Origin of the sequence: Pseudomonas reinekei, from assembly GCF_001945365.1 — a bacterium.
Taxonomy (GTDB): domain Bacteria; phylum Pseudomonadota; class Gammaproteobacteria; order Pseudomonadales; family Pseudomonadaceae; genus Aquipseudomonas; species Aquipseudomonas reinekei.
The window spans coordinates 60,635-85,756 of sequence record NZ_MSTQ01000010.1; the positions used below are offsets into that span (position 1 = coordinate 60,635).

The following is a 25,122-nucleotide window of genomic DNA, read 5'->3' on the forward strand; positions in this document are numbered from 1 at the left end:
GCGAATAAGGTGTTAAGCCCCTGCCATGAAACCATCGCTAGTCTTGAGAATGGGCCAGCAGCTGACGATGACACCTCAGCTGCAACAGGCCATCCGCCTGCTCCAATTGTCGACCCTGGACCTGCAACAGGAAATCCAGGAGGCACTGGAGTCCAATCCGATGCTCGAACGCCAGGAAGAAGGCGAGGATTTCGACAATTCCGACCCTCTGGCCGACAACGCCGAACAAAAGCCCAACGTAGAGATCCAGGAACCCTCCTACCAGGAAAGCGCCCCGACGGTAGATAACCTCGAGGAAGGCGACTGGAACGAGCGCATTCCCAATGAGCTGCCGGTCGATACCGCGTGGGAAGACGTCTACCAGACCAGCGCCAGCAGCCTGCCGAGCAACGATGACGACGAGTGGGATTTCACCACCCGCACCTCGGCCGGCGAGAGCCTGCAGAGCCATCTGCTGTGGCAACTGAACCTGGCGCCGATGTCCGACACCGATCGCCTGATTGCCGTGACCCTGATCGATTGCATCAACAATCAGGGCTATCTGGACGAGACGCTCGAAGAAATTCTTGAAGCGTTCGATCCGGAACTGGACATCGAACTGGACGAAATCGAAGCCGTCCTGCACCGCATCCAGCAGTTCGAACCGGCCGGCATCGCCGCCCGCAACCTCGGCGAATGCCTGTTGCTGCAACTGCGCCAGCTGCCTGCCAAGACGCCGTGGCTGGCTGAAGCCAAGCGACTGGTCACTGACTACATCGACCTGCTCGGCAGCCGTGATTACAGCCAGCTGATGCGTCGCATGAAGCTCAAGGAAGATGAGCTGCGCCAGGTCATCGAACTGGTTCAGAGCCTCAATCCGCGACCGGGCTCGCAAATCGAGTCCTCCGAAGCCGAGTACGTCGTTCCCGACGTCATCGTGCGCAAAGACAACGAACGCTGGCTGGTTGAGCTCAATCAGGAATCGGTGCCACGGCTGCGGGTCAACGCCCAGTACGCCGGCTTCGTACGCCGCGCCGACACCAGCGCCGACAACACCTTCATGCGCAATCAGCTGCAAGAAGCCCGCTGGTTCATCAAGAGCCTGCAGAGCCGCAACGAAACCCTGATGAAAGTGGCGACCCAGATCGTCGAGCATCAGCGCGGCTTCCTGGAGTACGGCGACGAAGCCATGAAACCCCTGGTCCTGCATGACATTGCTGAAGCCGTCGGCATGCACGAGTCGACCATTTCGCGGGTGACCACGCAAAAATTCATGCATACCCCTCGGGGAATTTATGAGCTGAAATACTTTTTTTCCAGCCACGTCAGCACCTCCGAAGGCGGCGAATGCTCGTCTACGGCGATCCGCGCGATCATCAAAAAACTGGTTGCCGCTGAAAATCAGAAAAAGCCGTTGAGTGACAGCAAGATCGCTGGTTTACTGGAGGCACAAGGCATTCAGGTGGCTCGCCGCACCGTCGCCAAGTACCGCGAATCCCTCGGGATCGCGCCTTCGAGCGAACGCAAGCGGTTGATGTAGAGCCACGCCACAGCGTTCCAGTGGCAGATCATCTGATCTGCCGCTTTATGCACTGGCAACGAAGGAGAAGCTGTATGCAAGTCAACATCAGTGGACACCAACTGGAAGTGACCGAACCTCTTCGCACCTACATCGGCGAAAAACTCGAACGATTAGAGAGGCATTTCGACAAGATCACCAACGTGCAGGTCACGATGACGGTCGAAAAGCTCAAGCAGAAAATCGAAGCCACGCTGCATATTCCCGGCAATGAAGTGGTCGCCAACGCGGAACATACCGATATGTACGCGGCGATCGACGCCTTGACCGACAAGCTGGATAAACAACTCAAAAAGCATAAGGAAAAGACCCAGAGCCTCCTCCAGGGCGCGACCGGTCGTTAACACTCCCTACCCATGATCCGACTTGAAAGCATCCTGACCCCCGGCCGTTCCCTGGTGAACGTGCCGGGCGGCAGTAAAAAGAAAGCCCTCGAGCAAATTGCCAACCTCATCCATCGCGAAGTGCCGGATCTGGCCATGCAGGATGTCTTCGAGAGCCTGGTCGCCCGTGAAAAACTCGGTTCAACCGGTTTTGGCAACGGTATCGCCATCCCCCACTGCCGTCTCAAGGGCTGTACTTCACCCATCAGTGCCTTGATGCACCTTGACGCCCCTATCGATTTCGATGCCATCGACGGCGCACCGGTTGACCTGCTGTTCGTTCTGCTGGTCCCGGAAGCTGCTACCGATGCGCACCTGGAACTGCTTCGTCAGATCGCCAGCATGCTTGATCGCAAGGAAGTGCGCGAAAAGCTGCGCAGCGCGCCGAGCAATGAAGCCTTGTATCAGGTTGTCCTGGACGAGCAAAACGGGCATTAATCATGCGTTTGATCATCGTCAGCGGCCGCTCCGGCTCAGGTAAAAGTACCGCCCTCGATGTACTCGAGGACAACGGCTATTACTGCATCGACAACCTGCCTGCCGGGTTACTGCCAGAACTGGCCGAGCGCGCACTGATCCACACCGAACTGGCACAACCGCTGGTTGCCGTGTCCATCGATGCGCGCAACCTGCCGAGTCACCTGTCGCGGTTTCCGGAGCTGCTTGAAGAAGTCCGCAGCCGGCACATCCAGTGCGATGTCCTGTACCTCGATGCCGACGAAGAAACCCTGCTCAAGCGCTTTTCGGAAACCCGCCGTCGTCACCCGTTGAGCAGTGCCAATCGTTCGTTGGCCGAAGCCATCAATGACGAAACGAGCCTGCTCGGGCCCATTGCCGATCTTGCCGACCTCAAAGTCAACACCACCCACCTGAACCTGTATCAGCTGCGCGATACGATCAAGCTGCGCCTGCTGAACCAGCCGGAACCCGGCACGGCATTCTTGGTGGAGTCTTTCGGTTTCAAGCGTGGCATGCCGGTAGACGCCGACCTGGTGTTCGACGTGCGCTGCCTGCCTAACCCCTACTGGAAGCCGGAACTGCGCGAGCAGTCCGGTCTTGATCAACCGGTGGCCGAGTACCTGGCGGCACAGCCGGATGTCGAGGAGATGTTCCAGGACATTTCCGCGTACCTGCTCAAATGGTTACCGCGTTTTGCGGCCAGTAACCGCGCTTATGTCACTATCGCCATCGGTTGCACCGGCGGGCATCACCGCTCCGTCTACCTGACCGAACGCCTGGGCAAGACCCTGCAACAATCCCTGAAGAACGTCCAGGTTCGCCACCGCGACCTCAGCTAAAGGATTCACATCGCGATGCCTGCTCTGGAAATCGAAATCATCAACAAGCTGGGCCTGCACGCCCGGGCATCTGCAAAATTCGTCGGGGTCGCCGGTGAGTTCAAGGATTGCACGATCAGAGTAGGACGCACCCCGGAATCCACTGTCGATGGCAAAAGCATCATGGCAATGATGATGCTCGCTGCGGGCAAGGGCACCAAAATTTACATCAGCACCGAAGGCGAAGACGCGCAACGGGCGCTGGATGCGTTGAAAGACTTGATCAACCGCTATTTCGACGAAGGCGAGTAAACGCCAATCCAGACCCAACCCGCTCAGTACCCCCCAAAAAAAAGGCGCGCCACCCAATCAGGTGGCGCGCCTTTTTTGTGGCGAACGAGTTTAGCTGCCCGCCACCGTCATCCGCTCGATCAGCACAGAACCCGTGCGAATGTTGCTGCGCAGCTCAAGGTCATTACCCACGGCAACGATCTGCTTGAACATGTCGCGCATGTTGCCGGCGATGGTCACTTCCTGAACCGCGAACTGGATTTCACCGTTCTCGACCCAGTAACCCGCCGCACCCCGCGAGTAATCGCCCGTCACCATGTTCAGGCCTTGGCCCATCAGTTCGGTGACCAACAGGCCACGGCCCATACGCCGCAATAACGCCGCCTGATCTTCATCGCCATGGGTGACGAACAGGTTATGCACGCCACCGGCGTTCGCGGTGCTCGGCATGCCCAGTTTACGGCCGGAATAGGTGCCAAGGATGTAGGAGACCAGCTCGCCTTTCTCGACAAACGGCTTGGCATAGGTTGCCAGACCATCGCCATCGAATGCGGCACTGCCCATGGCGCGCATCAAGTGCGGACGCTCATCGATGGTCAGCCATTCCGGAAACAGCTTCTGCCCCAGAGTGCCTTCGAGGAACGACGATTTGCGATACAGACTGCCGCCGGAAATCGCCGACAGGAAACTGCCGAACAAGCCACCGGCCAGTTCCGCCGAAAACAGTACCGGCACTTCACAGGTTGGCACCGGACGCGCACCCAGGCGGCTCGCCGCGCGCTGTGCAGCGCGCTGACCGATGCTGACCGGGTCGGCCAGCAGATTGCCTTGGCGGTTTACGTCGTACCAGTAATCGCGTTGCATCTGGCCATCGGCCTCGGCGATCATCACACAGCTCAGGCTGTGTCGCGTCGACGCATAACCACCGACAAAACCGTGGCTGTTGCCATACACACGGCAGCCCTGATGCGTGCTCAGTGTGGTGCCGTCGGCGTTCTTGATTCGGCTGTCGGCGGCAAAGGCTGCAGCTTCGCAAGCCAGCGCCTGCTCGATGGCTTGTTCAGGGGAGATATCCCATTGGTGGAACAGGTCGAAATCCTGCACGTCACGCGCCATCAGCGCAGCGTCAGCCAGGCCAGACGCGTCATCTTCAGAGGTGTGCTTGGCAATGGCCAGCGCCGCCGCGACGGTTTCGCGAATCGCGTCCGGGCCACTGGCGGACGTGCTGGCCGAGCCTTTGCGCTGGCCGACGTACAAAGTGATGCCAAAACCCTGGTCACGATTGAATTCAACGGTTTCGACTTCACGCTGGCGCACCGTGGTCGACAGGCCCTGCTCCAGGGACACCGCCACTTCACAGGCACTGGCGCCCTGGCGCCTGGCTTCAGCGATGATCTGCTCGACTTGCTCCTGCAGTGCCGGCAACGCTTGTGGGCCGACGCTTTCAACTGCACTCATGCTGTTCTCCACTCAAATTCTGCTTTCGGTAACGGTCATCGAGCGACCGGGCCGGACAAGCGGCCCCCGACTGGTTATCATGGCGGCGTTTCTTTGCGGACGGCCACCATGGTTGATTCTTACGACGACTCCCTCGATACGGGAGAAAAAAGCAAATCCCAGGTTAAACGCGAGCTGCATGCTCTGGTTGACCTTGGCGAGCGCCTTACAACACTCAAGCCTGACTTGCTGGCAAAACTGCCCTTGACCGACGCCTTGCGCCGGGCCTTGGCCGATGCGCCCAAGCACACCGCGAACATCGCGCGTAAACGGCACCTTCAGTTCATCGGCAAACTGATGCGCGATCAGGACACTGACGCGATTCTGGTTCTGCTCGATCAACTCGATGCCTCCACTCGCCAGTACAACGAACGCTTCCATAACCTGGAGCGCTGGCGCGATCGCCTGATTGCCGGCGACGATGCCACTCTGGAAAAATTCGTCGTCGACTACCCGGACGCGGACCGCCAGCAATTGCGCTCCCTGATCCGTCAGGCCCAGCACGAGCTTGCGCAAAACAAGCCTCCTGCTTCCAGCCGTAAAATCTTCAAGTACATCCGTGAGCTGGACGAGACTCAACGCGGTCTGCGTTAAATCTCTGACCGGGTGAGTCGCCAGGCGACTCACCCGGAGCTTCACGTCTTACGCCCCCGTGCCACCCACGGTGATCGCATCAATCTTCAGCGTTGGCTGGCCGACACCCACCGGCACCGACTGCCCATCCTTGCCACACGTCCCCACACCACTGTCCAGCGCCAGGTCGTTACCGACCATCGACACTTTGCTCATGGCTTCCGGGCCATTGCCGATCAGGGTCGCGCCTTTGACCGGTGCAGTGATCTTGCCGTCTTCGATCAGGTACGCCTCGCTGGTGGAGAACACGAACTTGCCGCTGGTGATGTCCACCTGCCCGCCGCCGAGGTTGGCGCAGTAGATGCCGCGCTTCACCGAAGCGATGATTTCTTCAGGATCGCTTTCGCCGGCCAGCATGTAGGTGTTGGTCATGCGCGGCATCGGCAGGTGCGCGTAGGATTCGCGGCGACCGTTACCGGTGCGCGCCACGCCCATCAGTCGCGCGTTGAGTTTGTCCTGCATATAGCCCTTGAGGACGCCGTTCTCGATCAGCGTGGTGCACTCGGTCGGCGTACCCTCGTCGTCGACGCTCAGGGAGCCGCGGCGCCCCGACAGGGTGCCGTCATCGACGATGGTGCACAGGCTGGACGCGACCCTCTCGCCCATGCGCCCGCTGTAGGCCGAACTGCCCTTGCGGTTGAAATCACCTTCGAGACCGTGACCGACCGCTTCGTGCAGCAGCACGCCGGACCAACCGGAGCCGAGCACCACCGGCAGCGTACCGGCCGGCGCGGGGATGGCTTCAAGATTGACCAGTGCCTGACGCAGCGCTTCACGGGCATAACCCATGGCGCGGTCTTCGGCGAGGAAGTAACGGTAATCGGTACGACCGCCACCACCATGGCCACCACGCTCGCGACGGCCGTTCTGTTCAACGATCACGCTGACGTTGAAACGCACCAGCGGTCGCACGTCCGCCGCCAGACCGCCATCGGTGGATGCCACCAGAATTCGCTCCCAGACCCCAGCCATGCTCACGGTCACTTGCTGAATACGTGGGTCGAGGGCGCGTGTCGCGGCATCGATGCGCTTGAGCAGGTCGACCTTTTCGGCGCGGGTCAGCACTTCCAGCGGATTGTCCGGCCCGTAAAGCTGAGCGACGTCCTGGGTGGTGAACGCTTGCACGGTGCCGTTCTGTCCTGCCCGGGAGATCGAACGGGCAGCACGGGCCGCCGCGCCCAAGGCTTCCAGAGTGATCGCGTTGCTGTAGGCAAAACCGGTTTTCTCTCCCGATTGCGCACGCACGCCTACGCCCTGGTCGAGGTTGAAGCTGCCTTCCTTGACGATGCCGTCTTCCAGCGCCCAGGACTCGGATATCTGGCCCTGAAAATACAGGTCGGCGGCATCGATGCCCGGGCCGGCCAGGTCGCCGAGTACGCCTTGCAGGCTTTCGATCGTTACGCCGCCAGGCGCCAGGAGGTGTTCACTGACTGAGGACAACAACTCGCTCATATGCTTTACGCCTTAAATTCATCGTTCTGAGGCAGGTCGCTGGGCGCCCTGCGAGAAAAAGCGCCGGTGACTGGACACCGGCATCCGCGCCCGGATGGACGTCTGTTCGCTGCTATCGCGTTCGGCCAGCAGCACGGCCTCGCCTTGATCCTGTTGCGCCAGCACCCGGCCCCACGGATCGATGATGGCCGCATGACCGAATGTTTCCCGTGGCCCCGGATGCGTTCCACCCTGGGCGGCCGCGAGCACATAACATTGCGTCTCGATGGCCCGTGCGCGAATCAGCACATCCCAGTGCGCGGCGCCGGTCACCGCAGTAAATGCCGATGGTGCGGTAATCAGTTCCGCACCGGCTGCACGCAGTTCGCTGTACAGCTCCGGGAAGCGCAAGTCGTAACAGACTGTCAGGCCGACCCGGCCAACCGGCGTGTCCGCCACCACGACCCCACTGCCATAAGCATAGTCATCTGATTCGCGATAACGGCCACGATTGTCGGCCACGTCGACGTCGAACAGGTGCAGTTTGTCGTAGCGCGCCACCGTTTCGCCCTGGTCATTGACCAGCAACGAGCAGGCATGCACCTTGGCCGCCGGATGATCCACCGGCGGCAACGGCAAAGTGCCGGCCACTATCCATAACTTGAGGTCGCGCGCAGTCTGTTTCAACCACGGCAGGATCGGACCTTCGCCCATGGCTTCGGCGCGGCCGATGTCGGCAATGTCGCGGCGCCCCATGGCGGCGAAGTTTTCCGGCAGCACGGCAAGCCTGGCTCCACCGGCTGCAGCCTGCTCCAGCAGGCGTCGGGCCTGGGACAGATTGGCCAGCACATCGCTCTGGCTGACCATTTGAATCACCGCAACAGACATGACGCACTCCTGAATCGATAGGCGTCCATGCTACTCCATAGGATTGGGGCGTGGCTTTTCAAAAATGAACTCAAAAAGCCTTGTCGAAGCTGATTTTCGGTTCTTTCCACGGCCCTTTGACGGTGTACTTCACACTGGCAAAGCGGGCCACGCGGTCACCGATCAACTTGTCGATCAAAAACAGCGCACCACCGATGGCCGGCGCACCGACGATCAGCGCGGCGATCGGCAGGTTGTTGGTCACCGGCAGGGTCACCATCAGTTTCGCATCGATCTGATCAGCCACCATGTTCAGGGTACCGTCGAGTTCAATGGTGCTCGACGGGCCGGTCAGGCGGATCGGTTCCTTGGTGACGTACACGCCGTTGGTCGCCGCCAGCAGGCCTTTGACCCGGTCGTAGCTCAGGCCTTTGCCGAACAGGTCGGAGAAGTCCAGGCGCAAGCGGCGGCCGATAGAATTGAAGTTGAGCAGACCAAACACCCGCAATGCCTGGGCACCGCCTTCGACCTCGACAAACTGGCCTTCGTTGAGCGATGCATCCAGGGTGCCCGAGAAGCGCTTGGTGGCTAGCCATGCCGGCGATCCCGGCCAGCGTCCGTCGACATCCATATGGAAGTCCTTGCTGGTGACGCTCGGCGCAAAACCCCAGCCCTTGAGTACATCCGCGAGGTTCTTGCCGCTGGCCCGCCCCTTGAAAAAGCTCGTGCTGGCGCCGGGCGTGCCTTCCCAGCCACCGCTGCCCTGCAACAGAATGCCCTTGAGGCCCATGTCCAGCGAATTGAAAGCGATACCTTTGGCGGTCGGCCGAATTTTCAATGACCAGCCGCCGACCAGGTCGTTGCCCTGAAACAATTGGTTGATGGTGATATCCAGCGCCGGGATCTTGGTCGGATCGACCGAGGCCAGTGGATCGGGGGAATTCTCGTCGGCCAGGACCGTCGGATCAGGTGCTGGCAACCGCACGTATTGCAGGTTGACCACGAACGGCGCGGCTTTCGCATCGGGCACAGTCGCACTGCCCTTGGCTTGCTGGCTGTCGAGCTGCAAGGCCCAGGCGGACGGCTTGCGCGTCAATTGCACCGAAGCCTGATCCAGCGTGGTGCCCAGTGCGCTGAGTTTACCGACCTTGAAGTCGGCGCTACTGAGCAATTGCTTGGCACTGCCGCCCGGATCCTGTCCGGCATACTTGTTCACCAGATCCTGCCATGGGCCAACATCCAGCTCCGACAGCACGCCACGAATGCGCAGACCTTTAGCACCCGGCAACACCGCATTGCCGTTGCCAAGGAACAACTCGCCACGGCCCTCGGCAAAGTTGCCCGTCGGTGCGGCAAAGGTGAAATTCGCCAGCTCACCGTAGTTCACCCAGTAGCGCCGTTCCGCGCCTTGCAGGGTCATGCGGAACGTCGTGTCACGCCCCACATCCGCCGCCATGCCGAAAGGTGCGGGCAGATCGACGGCAACCCCTTTGAGGCTGGAGTTGACCATCAACTGGCTGTCAGCATCATCCAGAGTCAGTTGCAGTTGATACGGGATCACGCCACTGACCGGCAACGGCTGGGTCACGCTCAGCCAATCAGTGAGCTTCTTCACTTCAACCTGCCCCGAGGCCACGACCCGGGTATTGAGCTTGCCTTCACGGCCATCGGCAAAAATCTGCGCGCTCACAGGCTTGTCGAAGGCCCGTGCAGTGATGTTCTGCCCGCTCAGCCCTTTGGTGCTGTCAAAACGAAAGTCGCCCTTGAGCTGAGTCAGCTCCAGAGGCGGTTCGGGAAGTTTAAGGCGGGCCTTGGCAGTCTTGAAGTCGACCAGGATTTTCGGCTGCTCGCCTTTGGCCAGCGGGATATCCAGCTTCAGCTTGCCTTGCAGATCACCCTCGCCTTCCCAGCCGGCAAAGGTCTCGGCCGTACCGATGGGCGCTTGCTGAAGAATTTTCAGGCCATCGCCCAGGCCACCGGCAAACCCGCCGTCGAGCAACAGATGGGAGCTCTGCCCCTGAGGCACGTGGGGAATGTTCACGTAAATCTCGCTGACCTGGGTGTCGAGCAACTGGCCCTTGCTGGCCAGGATACGCACGCCGCTGTCTTCGACAAACACATCACCGGTAACCCCGCTGACGTGCGGCCAACCCGGCTGGAACGCCAGTTCGGCATCGTGAACCTTGAAAAACAGGCTGATGCTGCGGTCGGCATCGGCGGCACCATGGTTGAGCGAGCCTTGATACTGGAAGAAGCCTTGATCCACCGCGCCTTTGAGAATCGCCGTGCGCAGCCATTCGTCCAGCGCCGGGCTGAGGACCGTTGGCAGGTACTTGGCGGTGTAACGGCCGTCGCCGTCGACCAGGCCGACCCGCAGGTCCATGTAGTCTTCCTGGGTGTGATCGAAATGCAGGCGAATCAGGAAGTCGCCGGCAATCTTGCCCTCTTCACCCAACACTTTCAGGTAGGGCGCGATCAGGGTGAAACCGTCTTTGTCGAGTTTCCAGGTCAGGCGGGCGTTGGCCTGGATGTACTGCCATGGCTTGGCGAAAATCGGGTCCAGGTGCAGCATGAAATCCTTGCTGTCCATGCGCAGCTCGCCGTGCCCCAGGTCACCGCTGATGCTGCCCGTGACATTTCGTGCCGCCGGAGCGCCGTGATAAGCGTCGAAACCGACCTGATCGAGGTTGGCCGCGAAGCTGAACTTGCTGTCGTCGGTGGCATTGGGACGCAGGTCGACCAGCACATTGCGCAGCCCTCCTGTCACCTTGAGCCGGTCGACCACCGTAGCAAAGCCTTGCGGCAAAGGCGCCAGGGCATTGAGCAACGGCGTCAGCGGGGTCAGGTCGAGGCGGTCTGCCTGCAGGTGCCAGCGTTCTTCAGACTTGTCGGAGGCGGCGGTTTGCTGGAGCTGCAGATGCGTCTCCCAGCGATGCTCGCCAAAGTTCATGGCCAGCGAGTCCAGCGTCACCTGCATGCCTTTGGCGTTGCGCTGGAAGTAACCGTTGAGCGCCAGGTTGCTGATCTTGATCGGTTTGCGCTCGGCGTAAGCGCCATTGAGTTGCGGTGCATTCAGGCGCACCGCCGCACTCTGCAGGGCACCCTGCCCCCAGGTTGCCCAGATCTCGCCCCCGGCCTTGATCTCGGAAAAATTCCACTGTTGAGTCAGTCGTTCCGGCAGCCACTTCGACCAATCGCTCTGCGGCAGGCTCACGTAAGCCTCTGCTTCGCCATCCCTCCACTGACTGGCACGGATGCGGGTGCGCAGGCTCATGGCCACCGGCTGTCCGTCGGGCAAGGTCAGGCGGGCATCCAGTCGCTGACGGACGGCACCGGTTTTCAGACTTGCGCCGACGTAGGTCAGGGTCAGCGGCGACTCGCCAAACGGCTGCAAGGTGACCTGGCTGTCGAGCACCGACAAGCGCTGGATCATCTGCATGCGATTGAGCAACTGCTCGGGGTCGAGCGGCTGATCATCCTTGACCGGCAAACCTTCCAGCGCCCATTGACCGTCCTCGCCTTCCTTGAGGCTGATCTTCAGGCCATTGAGTTCGAGATGGGCGATGCGTACTTCACGGGCCATCAGGCTGGCCCACAGGTCCGGCACCGCACGCACCTTCTCCAGATGCAGGGCATTGGCGCCGTCACCGACCGTCACATCATGGGCCGACAGAATAGGCGCAAAGCCACTCCAGCTGCCCTCGAGCTCGCCAACTTGCAGCGGCATGCCCAAAGCCTCGCTGGCTTTGGTTTCGACTTCGGCACGGTATTCGGCCACCAGCGGAGTCAGTTCCCGGCCCAGGCTGACGTACAACGCCATCAACACCAAAACCAACGCGCACAGGCCCAGACCCCAGCGAGTCAGTGCGGCCAAAATGCGTGTCAGACGCTCCATGTCAGTTGGCTCCCATGGCAAAAGTTTTGCAAAAAGCTGAGGCCAGCCATTGTGGAAAAATCAAAACACAGCGAATCAGAGCAACACCACGTCGTATTGTTCCTGGGAGTACATGGTTTCCACCTGAAAACGAATGGTGCGACCGATAAACACCTCGAGTTCGGCGACGTTACCCGACTCTTCATCCAGCAGACGGTCGACAACCTTCTGGTTCGCCAATACACGATAGCCTTCCGCCTGATAGGCGCGAGCCTCACGGAGAATTTCGCGGAAGATTTCGTAGCAAACGGTTTCCGGCGTCTTCAACTTGCCGCGCCCCTGGCAACTGGTGCACGGCTCGCACAGCACCTGCTCGAGACTTTCGCGGGTGCGCTTGCGGGTCATCTGCACCAGGCCCAGCTCGGTGATGCCGATGATGTTGGTCTTGGCGTGATCACGCTCGAGTTGCTTCTCCAGTGTGCGCAGCACTTGGCGCTGATGCTCTTCATCTTCCATGTCGATGAAGTCGATGATGATGATCCCGCCCAGGTTACGCAGGCGCAGCTGGCGAGCGATGGCGGTCGCGGCTTCGAGATTGGTCTTGAAGATGGTTTCTTCGAGGTTGCGGTGACCGACAAACGCCCCGGTGTTGACGTCGATGGTGCTCATTGCTTCCGCCGGGTCTACCACCAGGTAGCCACCGGACTTGAGCGGCACTTTGCGCTCCAGGGCTTTCTGGATTTCATCTTCGACACCGTACAGATCGAAAATTGGCCGCTCGCCCGGATAATGCTCCAGACGATCGGCGATTTCCGGCATCAATTCGGCGACGAACTGCGTGGTTTTCTGGAAGGTTTCCCGGGAATCGATGCGGATTTTCTCGATTTTCGGGCTCACCAGATCACGCAGGGTGCGCAGCGCCAGGCCGAGATCTTCGTAGATCACGCTCGGGGCGCTGATGGTTTTGATCTGCTCACTGATCTGGTCCCACAGCCTGCGCAGGTAACGAATGTCCATCAGGATTTCGTCAGCCCCGGCACCTTCGGCCGCTGTACGCAGAATGAATCCGCCGGCTTCCTTGATGCCTTCTTTGGCCACACAATCGGTGACCACTTGCTTGAGGCGCTCGCGCTCGGCTTCGTCTTCGATCTTTAGTGAAATGCCGACATGCGCGGTGCGTGGCATGTACACCAGATAGCGCGACGGGATCGACAGCTGCGTGGTCAGGCGTGCGCCCTTGGAGCCGATCGGGTCTTTGGTGACTTGCACCACCAGGCTTTGGCCTTCATGCACCAGTGCGCTGATGCTCTCCACCGCCGGGCCTTCGCGCAGGGAGATTTCCGACGCATGAATGAAGGCCGCGCGATCCAGGCCGATGTCGACAAATGCCGCCTGCATACCGGGCAACACCCGCACGACTTTGCCTTTATAGATGTTGCCGACGATCCCGCGCTTTTGCGTGCGTTCGACATGGACCTCTTGCAGGACACCGTTTTCGACCACCGCCACGCGCGATTCCATCGGCGTGATGTTGATCAGGATCTCTTCACTCATGGCAGGGTCTCGTTCAGGCATGTTCACGATAATGGCCGCATCGGGTCAGTACGACGCTTAACGCGCGTTATGGGTTTGCCAACAGGGTATGCCGAAATGGCCGAGCAGTTCTGCGGTTTCGCACAGCGGCAGTCCGACCACCGCCGAGTAACTTCCATTGAGCCCGGCGACAAACACCGCGCCAAGGCCTTGAATGCCGTAGCCTCCAGCCTTGTCCTTCGGCTCGCCGCTGGCCCAATAGGCTGCAGCCTCATCGCGACTGACAGGGCGAAAACGCACCAGGCTGGTGATCACCCGAGACTCGCAACGCTCGCCATCGAGCACGGCAATCGCGGTCAGCACCTGATGCTCGTTGCCGGACAACATCATCAGCATGGCGCACGCGTCGGCTTCATCAACCGGTTTGCCAAGAATTTTTCCGTCGAGCACCACAGCGGTATCGGCGCCGAGCACACAGAACGAGTCTTCCGACACGACCGCACAGCGCCCCGCCTCGGCCTTGCCGCGCGCCAGACGCTCGACATAAGCCGACGGGGTTTCGTGAGTCAGAGGGGTTTCATCGATATCCGCACTGAGAACGGAAAACGGCACGCCGATCTGCGTGAGCAGTTCACGCCGACGCGGCGAACCAGAGGCGAGGTACAACCGTTTCATCAAGACCTCTCCCTGTCTAATGCTGAGCGAATTAATTGATTTTGTAGCGCCGACTCAATCCGCGCAAACCGAAGCTGATCCAGGGCCAGAGCAAGGCACTGACCAGCGCCGGCAATACCAGCGCCAGCGTTGGCTGGCGGTTACCGGTGAGGGCACTGAGCCACAACTGGACAAGCTGCGCGAGGCCGAAGATCACCAGGATCACCAGGCTCTGCTGCCACATGGGGAACATCCGCAGACGTTGTTGCAGCGCCAGGACCAGGTAAGTGATGAGGGTCAGGATCAACGCGTTCTGGCCCAGCAATGTGCCGTAGAGCACGTCTTCGGCCAGGCCCAGGCACCATGCGGTGACCATCCCGACTTTCTGCGGCAACGCCAACGCCCAGAACGCCAGCAGCAAGGCCAGCCACAGCGGACGCAGGATTTCCATGAATTGCGGCAGCGGCGAAACGCTGAGCAGCAAACCGATGGCGAATGTCAGCCAGACGATCCAGCCGTTTCGGGAGGCAGTAACACCGACCATTATTCTCGTCCCCCAGTGGTAGCCGGTGCAGAGACAGGCGGTTTGGCAGCAGGCTTCACGACGGCAGGTTGAGCTGCCGGCGGTTTGGCGGGCGCAGCAGGTGCTGTTGCGGGCGGCTTAGTCGCCGCCGGGTGCGTGGCCGTTGGCTTGACCGGTGCGGCGGCAGCCGGTGCGGTTGCCGGGGTTGCTGGCGTGGCGGGTGACGCCGGCGCTGCGACGGTAGACGGGACGAGCGCCGGCTTCGGCACGGTCGCCGGAATGATCGGCCCACCACCCTGCGCATCCAGAGACTCCTGCGCCTGGGCGGCATCGTTGGCGCGCTCTTCCGGGGTACGGGTGTCGCTGAATACCAACAGCAGGTAACGACTGCGGTTCAGTGCGGCGGTCGGCACGGCACGGACAATGGCAAACGGCTGGCCGGAGTCATGAATCACTTCCTTGACCGTCGCCACCGGGTAACCTGCGGGGAAACGCTGCCCCAGGCCGGAACTGACCAGCAGATCGCCTTCCTTGATGTCGGCGGTGTCCGCCACATGCCGCAGCTCCAGGCGCTCCGGATTACCGGTGCCGCTGGCAATGGCGCGCAGGCCGTTGCGATTCACCTGCACCGGAATACTGTGGGTGGTATCGGTCAGCAACAGAACGCGGGAGGTGTACGGCATCAACTCGACCACCTGGCCCATCAGGCCACGGGCATCGAGTACCGGCTGACCCAGCACGACTCCGTCGCGCTCACCCTTGTTGATGATGATGCGATGGGTAAACGGGTTAGGGTCCATGCCGATCAACTCGGCCACTTCGACCTTCTCGTTGACCAGTGCCGAAGAGTTGAGCAACTCGCGCAGCCGAACGTTCTGCTCGGTCAGGGCGGCCAGCTTTTGCATGCGCCCCTGCAACAGCAGGTTTTCAGTCTTGAGCTTTTCGTTTTCGGCGACGAGTTCGGTCCGGCTGCCAAACTGGCTGGCGACACCTTGCCATAGCCGCTGCGGCAGGTCGGTGATCCAGTAAGACTGCATCAACGCCAGCGACATCTGGCTACGCACTGGCTTGAGCAGTGTGAAACGCGCATCGACCACCATCAGCGCGACCGAAAGCACGACCAGCACCAACAAGCGCACGCCCAGTGAGGGACCCTTGGTGAAAAGCGGTTTAATAAGCCGCTCCTCCCAGGCAAATGTTCTCTTTATTCATACGGCAGCAAACCGGCCTGGATGCAGAGTGACAGAAGATAAACGCGAACAGGCAGCACTGCAAAGTGCCGCCTGCGCGCTCAACAGCAAAGAGGCGATCCGGCGACTTACTCGCTGGAAAGCAGATCCATGGTGTGTTTATCCATCATTTCCAGTGCACGGCCACCGCCGCGAGCAACGCAGGTCAGCGGGTCTTCGGCGACGATCACCGGCAACCCGGTTTCCTGGGCCAGCAATTTGTCGAGGTCACGCAGCAAGGCGCCACCACCGGTCAATACCAGACCACGCTCGGCGATGTCGGAAGCCAGTTCCGGCGGCGACTGCTCCAGGGCGCTTTTCACGGCCTGAACGATGGTGGCCAGGGACTCTTGCAGAGCTTCCAGCACTTCGTTGGAGTTCAGGGTGAATGCGCGTGGAACGCCTTCAGCCAGGTTACGGCCACGAACGTCGACTTCACGAACTTCGCCGCCCGGGTAGGCAGTACCGATTTCCTGCTTGATGCGCTCGGCAGTGGATTCGCCGATCAGGCTGCCGTAGTTGCGACGTACATAAGTGATGATCGCTTCATCGAAACGGTCGCCACCCACGCGTACGGACTCGGCGTAAACCACACCGTTCAGGGAGATCAGTGCGATTTCAGTGGTACCGCCACCGATATCCACGACCATCGAACCGCGAGCTTCCTCTACCGGCAGGCCGGCACCGATCGCAGCGGCCATTGGCTCTTCGATCAGGAACACTTCACGGGCACCGGCACCCAGGGCCGATTCACGGATGGCACGGCGCTCAACCTGGGTGGATTTGCACGGAACGCAGATCAACACACGAGGGCTAGGCTGCAGGAAGCTGTTTTCATGAACCTTGTTGATGAAGTACTGCAGCATCTTTTCGCAGACGCTGAAGTCGGCGATCACGCCGTCTTTCATCGGACGAATGGCAGCAATGTTGCCCGGCGTACGGCCCAGCATGCGCTTGGCTTCGGTGCCGACAGCAACGACACTTTTCTGGTTACCGTGTGTCCGAATGGCCACAACCGATGGCTCATTCAGGACGATACCGCGCTCGCGCACGTAAATAAGGGTGTTGGCAGTGCCCAGGTCAATGGAAAGATCGCTGGAAAACATGCCACGCAGTTTCTTGAACATGGGAAAGGGACCCTAGGCAACGCGTGGGTAAAAAAGTGCGGCAAACTCTAACAACGACAGGGATTTTGGGCAAGGCGCCAATATGTTAAATTGGCCGCTTTTCTGTGCACCAAGCCCCACAATCGCGGCCTTATGACCGTAGAAGTGCGGTAGTGTTCCGACAATCTAACACACGGACGCCGTCCGTTCTGTTTTCCACTGGAGAATCCCAATGGCGCTTGAACGCTCCGACGTGGAAAAAATCGCTCATCTGGCCTGTCTTGGCCTAAATGATGCCGATCTTCCGCACATCACTTCAGCCCTCAACAGCATTCTCGGGCTGGTCGACGAAATGCAGGCGGTCAATACCGACGGTATCGAACCACTGGCTCACCCACTGGAAGCCAGCCAGCGCCTGCGTGCAGACGTCGTGACCGAGACCAATCACCGCGAGGCCTACCAGTCCATCGCACCAGCGGTCGAAAACGGCCTGTACCTGGTTCCGAAAGTCATCGACTAAAGGGAAAGAGCCTGCAATGCATCAATTGACTCTGGCCGAGATCGCCCGCGGACTCGCCGATAAAAAGTTTTCCTCCGAAGAGCTGACCAAAGTCCTGCTGGCGCGCATTGCCCAGCTCGATCCACAGCTCAACAGTTTCATCAGCCTCACCGAAGACCTGGCACTGTCGCAGGCGAAAGCCGCTGACGCCCGCCGGGCCAATGGTGAGAGCGGCGCCCTGCTCGGCGCGCCGATCGCCCACAAAGATTTGTTCTGCACCCAGGGCATTCGCACCAGCTGCGGCTCGAAGATGCTCGACAACTTCAAGGCTCCGTATGACGCCACCGTCGTCGCCAAGCTGGCCGCTGCCGGCGCCGTGACCCTGGGCAAGACCAACATGGACGAATTCGCCATGGGTTCGGCCAACGAGTCGAGCTACTACGGCGCGGTGAAAAACCCGTGGAACCTGGATTGCGTCCCGGGCGGCTCGTCCGGCGGTTCGGCGGCGGCCGTTGCTGCTCGTCTGTTGCCTGCGGCGACCGGCACCGACACTGGCGGCTCCATTCGTCAGCCAGCGGCGCTGACCAACCTCACCGGCCTGAAACCGACGTACGGTCGCGTTTCGCGCTGGGGCATGATCGCCTACGCCTCGAGCCTCGATCAGGGCGGCCCGTTGGCCCGCACTGCCGAAGACTGCGCAATATTGCTGCAAGGCATGGCCGGCTTCGATCCGAACGACTCCACCAGCATCGATGAGCCCGTGCCGGACTACAGCGCCGGCCTCAACGGCTCGCTGCAAGGCCTGCGCATCGGCGTGCCGAAAGAGTATTTCAGCGCCGGTCTCGACCCGCGCATCGCCGAGCTGATCCACAACAGCGTCAAAGCGCTGGAAAAGCTCGGCGCCGTGATCAAGGAAATCAGCCTGCCGAACATGCAGCACGCGATCCCTGCGTACTACGTGATCGCCCCGGCAGAAGCCTCGTCCAACCTGTCGCGCTTCGATGGCGTGCGCTTCGGCTACCGCTGCGAAAACCCGGTCAACCTGATCGACCTGTACAAACGTTCCCGTGGCGAAGGCTTCGGGCCGGAAGTACAGCGCCGGATCATGGTCGGCGCCTATGCGCTGTCCGCCGGTTACTACGACGCCTACTACCTGAAGGCACAGAAGATTCGTCGCTTGATCAAGAACGACTTCATGGCCGCCTTCAATGAGGTCGACATCATCCTCGGCCCAACCACGCCGAACCCGGCCTGGAAGCTCGGCGCCAAGAACAGCGACCCGGTCGCCGCGTACCTGGAAGACGTCTACACCATCACCGCCAACCTCGCGGGCCTGCCGGGCCTGTCGATGCCGGCCGGTTTTGTCGACGGTCTGCCGGTCGGCGTGCAGTTGCTCGCGCCGTATTTCCAGGAAGGTCGCCTGTTGAACGTTGCCCACCAGTATCAGTTACACACTGACTGGCACACCCGCACCCCAACCGGCTTCTGAGGAGACACACATGCAATGGGAAGTCGTGATCGGACTGGAGATTCATACCCAGCTCACCACCCGGTCGAAAATCTTTTCCGGTAGTTCCACCACCTTCGGCTCCGAGCCGAACACCCAGGCCAGCCTGATCGACCTGGGCATGCCCGGCGTGTTGCCGGTGCTGAACGAGGAAGCGGTGCGCATGGCGGTGATGTTCGGTCTGGCGATTGACGCCGAGATCGGCCAGCACAACGTGTTCGCCCGTAAAAACTACTTCTACCCGGACCTGCCCAAGGGCTACCAGATCAGCCAGATGGAATTGCCGATCGTCGGCAAGGGCCACCTGGACATCGCCCTGGAAGACGGCACGGTCAAGCGTGTCGGCATCACCCGCGCGCACCTGGAAGAAGACGCCGGCAAGAGCTTGCACGAAGAGTTCAATGGTGCCACCGGTATCGACCTGAACCGTGCCGGCACGCCGCTGCTGGAAATCGTCTCCGAGCCGGACATGCGCAGCGCCAAGGAAGCCGTGGCCTACGTCAAGGCGATCCACGCGCTGGTGCGTTACCTGGGGATTTGTGACGGCAACATGGCCGAAGGTTCGCTGCGTTGCGACTGCAACGTGTCGATCCGCCCGAAAGGCCAGGTCGAATTCGGCACCCGCTGCGAGATCAAGAACGTCAACTCGTTCCGCTTCATCGAGAAGGCGATCAACAGTGAAATCCAGCGTCAGATCGAATTGATCGAAGACGGTGGCAAGGTGATCCAGCAGACCCGCCTGTACGACCCGAACAAGGACGAAACCCGTCCGATGCGCAGCAAAGAGGAAGCCAACGACTACCGTTACTTCCCCGATCCGGACCTGCTGCCGGTGGTCATCGAGAACTCGTTCCTCGACGACGTGCGCGCCACCCTGCCGGAATTGCCACCGCAGAAGCGCGAGCGCTTCCAGGAGCAGTTCGGTCTGTCGGTCTACGACGCCAGCGTCCTGGCCACCAGCCGCGAACAAGCCGATTACTTCGAGAAAGTCGCGAGCATCGGCGGCGACGCCAAGCTGGCGGCGAACTGGGTGATGGTCGAGTTGGGCAGTCTGCTCAACAAGCAAGGCCTGGACATCGAGCAGTCGCCGGTTTCCGCCGAGCAACTGGGCGGCATGCTGTTGCGCATCAAGGACAACACCATCTCCGGCAAAATCGCCAAGGTCGTGTTTGAAGCGATGGCCAACGGCGAAGGCAGCGCGGACGAGATCATCGACAAGCGCGGCCTCAAGCAAGTCACCGACAGCGGCGCCATCTCGGCAGTGCTGGATGAAATGCTGGCGGCGAACGCCGAGCAGGTCGAGCAATACCGTGCGGCAGACGAAGCCAAGCGCGGCAAGATGTTCGGCTTCTTCGTCGGCCAGGCCATGAAAGCCTCCAAGGGCAAGGCCAACCCGCAACAGGTCAACGAACTGCTCAAAAGCAAGCTCGAAGGCTGATAGGGATGGAGCCAGCTTTCCAACCTGGCTCCAGGCCCTGTGGGAGCGAGCCTGCTCGCGAATGGGATTCGGCACTCAATTCAAAGTTGACTGTCAGAACTGCATTCGCGAGCAGGCTCGCTCCCACACTTGTATCTGGAAGCCTTCAAATGAAGCGTCTACTTGGACTTTGCGCCACACTCTCGCTCCTCGCCGGTTGCGCGAGTAACGACATCGTCGATCCGCACGGCTACGACAAGACCGGTGTGGCTTCGTACTACGGCGCCAGACACCAAGGCAAACGCACCGCCAGTGGCGAGCGTTTCGACAAGAATTCCATGACCGCCGCCCACCGCCAGTTGCCGTTCGGCACACGGGTGAAGGTCACCAACCTGAATAACGACAAGTCCTGCGTGGTACGCATCAACGACCGCGGGCCACATACCCGTGGACGCCTGATTGACTTGTCCCATGAGGCTGCCGAGCGCCTGGGCATGATCAGGAGCGGCACTGCGCGGGTTCGCGTGCAAGCCCTCGACGACTGACACTTGGAGCCCCGACCATTCTCGGACTAGCCGACTTACCCCTGATCAGCGTGATCGAATTGCTCAGCGGCCTGGTGCTGCTGATTGCCGGCGCCGAATTAATGGTGCGCGCCGCGGTGCGCCTGGCTGCACGCCTGCATGTTCGGCCGCTGATCATCGGCCTGACCATCGTCGCCCTCGGCAGCAGCGCGCCGCAGATGGCCGTCAGCCTGCAAGCCACGTTGGCGCACAACGCTGACATCGCTGTCGGCAGTGTGATCGGCAGCAGCATCTTCAACATCCTCGTCACCCTCGGACTTTCGGCGCTGATCATTCCGCTACGGGTGTCCAGGCAGTTGGTGCGCCTGGACATTCCCCTGATGATCGGCGCCAGCCTGCTGGTGTCCGTACTGGCGTGGAATGAAGAACTGACCCGTGCCGATGGTGTGATTCTGCTGGCGACATTGCTTCTGTATCTGGCGTTGTTGCTGCGCCAGTCACGGCATTCGGTGCGCCCGGTTTCGACCCATGACCACAGCGGCGAGACGCCATGGTTCACCAGCGTGCTGATGATCGTCGCCGGGCTGGGGATGCTGGTGTATGCGGGGCACTTGTTGCTGGGCGCAGCGGTGGCGGTGGCCACCGACCTGGGCTTGTCGGAGCGGATCATCGGTTTGACCATCGTTGCGGTGGGCACCTCCCTGCCTGAACTCGCGACCTCGCTGATCGCCGCGTTACGCGGTGAACGCGAGATCGCCGTGGGCAACGTGATCGGCAGCAACCTGTTCAACCTGCTGGGCGTGCTCGGCGTGACGGCACTGATTGCGCCATCGCCGTTGTCGGTATCGCCCAATGCCCTGGACTTCGACTTGCCTGTCATGCTCGGTGTCACGGTGCTGTGCCTGCCGGTGTTCTATTCCGGTTATCGGGTCACCCGCGCCGAGGGCCTGCTGTTTTTGGGCCTGTACCTGGCGTACGGCCTGCACGTGGTGTCGTTCACCACGGGTATGCCCCTGGCGGGCAAGCTTGAACACCTGATGCTGTTTTACATCCTGCCGGCGCTGGTGGCGTTCTTGCTGTTCACGTCGCTGCGCGCCTGGCGGCGCCAACACCACAAGAAGGAATTGCCATGACCGAGCATAAAAAACCCGGCGTTGAAGTACGTCGCCAAGTGATGGGCGACGCCTTTGTCGACCGCGCGCTGGGCAACGCCACCGAGTTCACCCAGCCGCTTCAGGATTTCGTCAATGAACACGCCTGGGGCGCCGTGTGGAACCGCGAAGGCTTGCCACTGAAAACCCGCAGCCTGATCACTCTCGCCGCACTGACTGCGCTGAAGTGCCCGCAGGAATTGAAAGGTCACGTGCGCGGTGCACTGAATAACGGTTGCACCGTGGATGAGATTCGTGAGGCGCTGCTGCATTGCGCGGTGTATGCGGGTGTGCCGGCGGCGATCGATGCGTTTCGGGCGGCGCAGGAAGTGATTGATACCTACCAGAAGCCGGAGTGAATCGCTGGAACTTGCGCTGTCTGCGCAGCCGTCTTCGCGAGCAGGCTCGCTCCCACACAGGATCTATGTCGTACACAATTTTTGTGTCCACTGGAGGTCAACTGTGGGAGCGAGCCTGCTCGCGAATGGATCTGATGATCACCGCATGAGGCCGCTAGATCCACCCACCCCACTGCAACAAAAAGATCCCGACGTTGGTGGTCACCGCCGCCATCAACGTGGTGATCACGATGATCGCCGCCGCCAACTCGTGATTACCTTCCGCCGCCCGGGCCATGACAAAACTGGCCGCCGCCGTCGGGCTGCCGAAGTACAAAAACAGAATCCCCAGTTCCGCCCCACGAAAGCCCCAGAGCCATGCACCGAGTGTCGCCAGAATCGGCAGGCCGAGCATTTTCACCAGGCTTGAACTGAGTGCCATCGAGCCACTTTTGCGCATCGCCGCCAGCGACAGCGTGCCGCCAATGCAAATCAGCGCCAAGGGCAAGGTGGTTTGCGCCAGATACTGACCGGACGTTTCCAGCCATCCCGGCAGGCTGATGTTGAAGTAGGCAAAGGGGGCCGCTGCAATCACGCTGATGATCAACGGATTGACCATGACGCTCTTGCAGATGCTCCACGGGTCGGATTTGATCACCGGGCTGTAGACCGCCAGCACGATGGTCGACAGCGTGTTGTAAAACAGGATCACCAGCGCCGCGAGAATCGCCCCGAGGGAAATCCCGTAGTCGCCGTACATGCTCGCGGCCAATGCCAGGCCAATCACGCCGTTGTTGCCGCGAAAGGCGCCCTGGGTGTAGATCCCGCGGTCTTCACGCGGACACTTGAAAATCGCCCAGCCCCAGGCGATGGCAAAACACACCAGGGTCGCGAGGCAGAAGTAGATCAGCAGCGCCGGTTGCAATGCGGCGTGCAGGTCGGCATGCAGGATGCCCAGAAACAGCAGCGCCGGCATGGTGACGTTGAACACCAGGGACGACGCGGTGTGAATGAAGTTGTCGTTGATCCAGTCGATCCGCTTGAGCAGCACCCCAAGAAACAGCATGGCGAACACCGGAGCCGTGATGTTCAGGGTTTCGAGGAAAATTGCCAGCATGCCGGGAAGACCTTGGGGTGGGCGTCGTTAGGGGGCTAATGATAAGCCACTGAACACGTCGGCGCCTGCTGGATTGCTATCGCTGGCAATCCAGCGCCTACAGGTTCAGCGCAATCCCTGTGGGAGCTGGCTTGCCAGCGATGAACGATAACGCGGTCTTAAGTAATCGGCGCCGGATTGAACAAGGTGATGTCGTTGTGCAGCTTGTGCTTTTCAGCCCATGTCTGTTGCTTGCCGCTGGCCACATCCAGATAGTAGTGGAACAACTCCCAGCCCAGCTCCTCGATCGAAGCGCGCCCGGTGGCGATACGCCCGGCGTCGATGTCGATCAGGTCCGGCCAGCGTTGCGCCAGTTCGGTCCGGGTCGACACCTTCACCACGGGCGCCATGGCCAAACCGTAAGGCGTGCCACGCCCGGTGGTGAACACATGCAGGTTCATCCCCGCCGCCAGTTGCAACGTCCCACAGACAAAATCACTGGCCGGGGTTGCACAGAAAATCAGGCCTTTGTCCTTGAACCGCTCACCAGGGCCGAGCACGCCGGTGATGGCGCTGCTGCCTGACTTGACGATCGAGCCCAGGGACTTCTCGACAATGTTCGACAACCCGCCCTTTTTGTTACCCGGCGTGGTGTTGGCACTGCGATCCGCTTCCCCCTTGGCCAGGTAACGGTCGTACCAGTCCATTTCCCGAACCAGTTCCTGGGCAACTTCCCTGGTCTGCGCCCGGGAAGTCAGCAAATAGATCGCGTCGCGCACTTCGGTCACTTCGGAAAACATCACCGTCGCACCGGCACGCAGCAACAGGTCCGAGGCATAGCCCAAGGCCGGATTGGCGGTGATGCCGGAAAACGCATCACTGCCACCGCACTGCATACCGAGGATCAGCTCGGACGCCGGCACGGTTTCCCGACGGCGTTGATCAAGCTTCTTCAGACGGATTTCCGCCAGCTCCATGATCTGTTCGATCATCTCGGTAAAACCGTGACTGGAGTCCTGCAAGCGATAAAGCCACGGCTCGCTCAAGTCCACCGAGCTGTCGTTCTCGTGCATCACCTGCCCGGCCTGCAATTTCTCGCAGCCCAGGCTGATCACCAAGGCTTCGCCGCCCAGGTTCGGGTTGCGCGCCAGATTGCGCACGGTACGAATCGGGATGTAGGCGTCGGTGGCCGTAATCGCCACGCCACAGCCGTAGCTGTGGGTCAGCGCCACCACATCATCAACGTGCGGGTACTTGGGCAGCAACTCGTCCTTGATGCGCTTGACCGCGTGATCCAGCACGCCGGTCACGCATTGCACAGTGGTGGTGATGCCAAGGATGTTGCGTGTGCCGACGGTGCCGTCGGCGTTGCGATAACCCTCGAAGGTAAAACCTTCCAGCGCTGCTGGCGCGGCCGGCACTTCGGTGGACAGCGGCAGGCTGTCCAGCGGCGGCGCGGTCGGCATGCGCAGTTGATCTTCCTTGACCCAACTGCCGCGTGGAATCGGCTGCAAGGCGTAACCAATGGTCTGGCCATAACGAATCACCTGGCCACCCTCGGGAATGTCTTCCAGGGTGACCTTGTGGCTCTGTGGCACGAAGTCCACGGTGACCAGGCCGTCCGCAAACTCGGTACCGGCCGGTACGCCCTGATCATTGACCACGATCACCACGTTGTCCCGCTCGTGCAGGCGGATGTAGCGCGGCGAGTCGGAATGTTCAATCAACTGCATG

23 protein-coding genes are annotated in these 25,122 nt (G+C 60.7%); 12 read left to right on the forward strand and 11 right to left on the reverse strand.

Translation table 11 applies throughout. The features are described 5' to 3' along the window. The first annotated feature begins 25 nt into the window (after nucleotides 1–25). The 5 genes from BVK86_RS17565 (at nucleotide 26) to BVK86_RS17585 (ending at nucleotide 3,530) form a co-directional block, all read left to right on the forward strand. Nucleotides 26–1,519: an RNA polymerase factor sigma-54 gene (locus tag BVK86_RS17565; RefSeq protein WP_075947619.1), complete on the forward strand. Its 1,494-nt coding sequence runs from the start codon at nucleotides 26–28 to the stop codon at nucleotides 1,517–1,519. 74 nt (nucleotides 1,520–1,593) lie between these two features. Continuing rightward, nucleotides 1,594–1,902 carry a ribosome hibernation-promoting factor, HPF/YfiA family gene (gene hpf, locus BVK86_RS17570; RefSeq protein WP_007941242.1) on the forward strand — a complete coding sequence of 103 codons (309 nt, stop codon included), beginning with the start codon at nucleotides 1,594–1,596 and terminating at the stop codon, nucleotides 1,900–1,902. Between the two features lie 12 nt (nucleotides 1,903–1,914). After that, the gene (ptsN, locus tag BVK86_RS17575; RefSeq protein ID WP_075947620.1) at nucleotides 1,915–2,379 is read left to right on the forward strand and encodes a PTS IIA-like nitrogen regulatory protein PtsN; all 465 of its coding nucleotides are present in this window, start codon (nucleotides 1,915–1,917) and stop codon (nucleotides 2,377–2,379) included. Between the two features lie 2 nt (nucleotides 2,380–2,381). After that, nucleotides 2,382–3,239, forward strand: coding sequence for an RNase adapter RapZ (gene rapZ / locus BVK86_RS17580; RefSeq protein ID WP_075947621.1), 858 nt, complete (start codon nucleotides 2,382–2,384; stop codon nucleotides 3,237–3,239). A 15-nt stretch (nucleotides 3,240–3,254) separates the two neighbouring features. After that, nucleotides 3,255–3,530, forward strand: a complete 276-nt coding sequence (locus BVK86_RS17585; RefSeq protein WP_075947622.1) for an HPr family phosphocarrier protein — start codon at nucleotides 3,255–3,257, stop codon at nucleotides 3,528–3,530. 90 nt (nucleotides 3,531–3,620) lie between these two features. Here BVK86_RS17585 and pmbA read toward each other — a convergent pair whose 3' ends face one another. Then, nucleotides 3,621–4,967 carry a metalloprotease PmbA gene (gene pmbA, locus BVK86_RS17590; protein ID WP_075947623.1) on the reverse strand — a complete coding sequence of 449 codons (1,347 nt, stop codon included), beginning with the start codon at nucleotides 4,965–4,967 and terminating at the stop codon, nucleotides 3,621–3,623. 108 nt (nucleotides 4,968–5,075) lie between these two features. Between pmbA and yjgA the strand changes: the two genes are divergently transcribed. Beyond that, a complete protein-coding gene (gene yjgA / locus BVK86_RS17595; protein ID WP_075947624.1) occupies nucleotides 5,076–5,600 on the forward strand; it encodes a ribosome biogenesis factor YjgA in 525 nt (174 codons plus the stop codon). A 48-nt stretch (nucleotides 5,601–5,648) separates the two neighbouring features. On the opposite strand, the gene tldD is transcribed toward yjgA, so the two are convergent. From tldD to mreB, 8 genes are all read right to left on the reverse strand, one after another. After that, on the reverse strand, nucleotides 5,649–7,091 hold the full coding sequence (gene tldD / locus BVK86_RS17600) for a metalloprotease TldD (protein ID WP_075947625.1): 1,443 nt from the start codon (nucleotides 7,089–7,091) through the stop codon (nucleotides 5,649–5,651). Nucleotides 7,092–7,109: 18 nt separating this feature from the next. Beyond that, on the reverse strand, nucleotides 7,110–7,958 hold the full coding sequence (locus BVK86_RS17605) for a carbon-nitrogen hydrolase family protein (RefSeq protein ID WP_075947626.1): 849 nt from the start codon (nucleotides 7,956–7,958) through the stop codon (nucleotides 7,110–7,112). A gap of 70 nt (nucleotides 7,959–8,028) precedes the next feature. Further along, on the reverse strand, nucleotides 8,029–11,832 hold the full coding sequence (locus BVK86_RS17610) for a YhdP family protein (protein WP_075947627.1): 3,804 nt from the start codon (nucleotides 11,830–11,832) through the stop codon (nucleotides 8,029–8,031). Nucleotides 11,833–11,907: 75 nt separating this feature from the next. Beyond that, on the reverse strand, nucleotides 11,908–13,365 hold the full coding sequence (rng, locus tag BVK86_RS17615; protein ID WP_075947628.1) for a ribonuclease G: 1,458 nt from the start codon (nucleotides 13,363–13,365) through the stop codon (nucleotides 11,908–11,910). 57 nt (nucleotides 13,366–13,422) lie between these two features. Then, on the reverse strand, nucleotides 13,423–14,019 hold the full coding sequence (locus BVK86_RS17620; protein ID WP_075947629.1) for a Maf family protein: 597 nt from the start codon (nucleotides 14,017–14,019) through the stop codon (nucleotides 13,423–13,425). Between the two features lie 31 nt (nucleotides 14,020–14,050). Next, nucleotides 14,051–14,542, reverse strand: coding sequence for a rod shape-determining protein MreD (gene mreD, locus BVK86_RS17625; protein ID WP_075947630.1), 492 nt, complete (start codon nucleotides 14,540–14,542; stop codon nucleotides 14,051–14,053). After that, a complete protein-coding gene (mreC, locus tag BVK86_RS17630) occupies nucleotides 14,542–15,696 on the reverse strand; it encodes a rod shape-determining protein MreC (RefSeq protein WP_075947631.1) in 1,155 nt (384 codons plus the stop codon). Before mreC ends, mreD begins: the two co-directional genes overlap by 1 nt. A gap of 143 nt (nucleotides 15,697–15,839) precedes the next feature. Further along, nucleotides 15,840–16,877 (reverse strand): rod shape-determining protein MreB, encoded by a 1,038-nt coding sequence (gene mreB / locus BVK86_RS17635; protein ID WP_002555108.1) that lies wholly within the window; start codon nucleotides 16,875–16,877, stop codon nucleotides 15,840–15,842. 211 nt (nucleotides 16,878–17,088) lie between these two features. Between mreB and gatC the strand changes: the two genes are divergently transcribed. From gatC to BVK86_RS17665, 6 genes are all read left to right on the forward strand, one after another. After that, nucleotides 17,089–17,376, forward strand: coding sequence for an Asp-tRNA(Asn)/Glu-tRNA(Gln) amidotransferase subunit GatC (gene gatC / locus BVK86_RS17640; RefSeq protein WP_007901429.1), 288 nt, complete (start codon nucleotides 17,089–17,091; stop codon nucleotides 17,374–17,376). Nucleotides 17,377–17,392: 16 nt separating this feature from the next. Further along, nucleotides 17,393–18,844, forward strand: coding sequence for an Asp-tRNA(Asn)/Glu-tRNA(Gln) amidotransferase subunit GatA (gatA, locus tag BVK86_RS17645; protein WP_075947632.1), 1,452 nt, complete (start codon nucleotides 17,393–17,395; stop codon nucleotides 18,842–18,844). A 10-nt stretch (nucleotides 18,845–18,854) separates the two neighbouring features. Beyond that, nucleotides 18,855–20,300, forward strand: a complete 1,446-nt coding sequence (gene gatB, locus BVK86_RS17650) for an Asp-tRNA(Asn)/Glu-tRNA(Gln) amidotransferase subunit GatB (RefSeq protein ID WP_075947633.1) — start codon at nucleotides 18,855–18,857, stop codon at nucleotides 20,298–20,300. A 149-nt stretch (nucleotides 20,301–20,449) separates the two neighbouring features. Continuing rightward, nucleotides 20,450–20,824 carry a septal ring lytic transglycosylase RlpA family protein gene (locus tag BVK86_RS17655; RefSeq protein ID WP_075947634.1) on the forward strand — a complete coding sequence of 125 codons (375 nt, stop codon included), beginning with the start codon at nucleotides 20,450–20,452 and terminating at the stop codon, nucleotides 20,822–20,824. 50 nt (nucleotides 20,825–20,874) lie between these two features. Then, on the forward strand, nucleotides 20,875–21,936 hold the full coding sequence (locus BVK86_RS17660) for a calcium/sodium antiporter (RefSeq protein ID WP_075947635.1): 1,062 nt from the start codon (nucleotides 20,875–20,877) through the stop codon (nucleotides 21,934–21,936). Then, on the forward strand, nucleotides 21,933–22,313 hold the full coding sequence (locus tag BVK86_RS17665) for a carboxymuconolactone decarboxylase family protein (RefSeq protein WP_075947636.1): 381 nt from the start codon (nucleotides 21,933–21,935) through the stop codon (nucleotides 22,311–22,313). Before BVK86_RS17660 ends, BVK86_RS17665 begins: the two co-directional genes overlap by 4 nt. Before the next feature lie 154 nt (nucleotides 22,314–22,467). Here BVK86_RS17665 and BVK86_RS17670 read toward each other — a convergent pair whose 3' ends face one another. Together BVK86_RS17670 and garD are read right to left on the reverse strand one after the other, a co-directional pair. Beyond that, entirely contained in the window at nucleotides 22,468–23,409 is a 942-nt protein-coding gene (locus tag BVK86_RS17670) for an AEC family transporter (RefSeq protein WP_075947637.1), read from the reverse strand. A 158-nt stretch (nucleotides 23,410–23,567) separates the two neighbouring features. Next, nucleotides 23,568–25,121 carry a galactarate dehydratase gene (garD, locus tag BVK86_RS17675; protein WP_075947638.1) on the reverse strand — a complete coding sequence of 518 codons (1,554 nt, stop codon included), beginning with the start codon at nucleotides 25,119–25,121 and terminating at the stop codon, nucleotides 23,568–23,570. Nucleotide 25,122 lies beyond the last annotated feature (1 nt).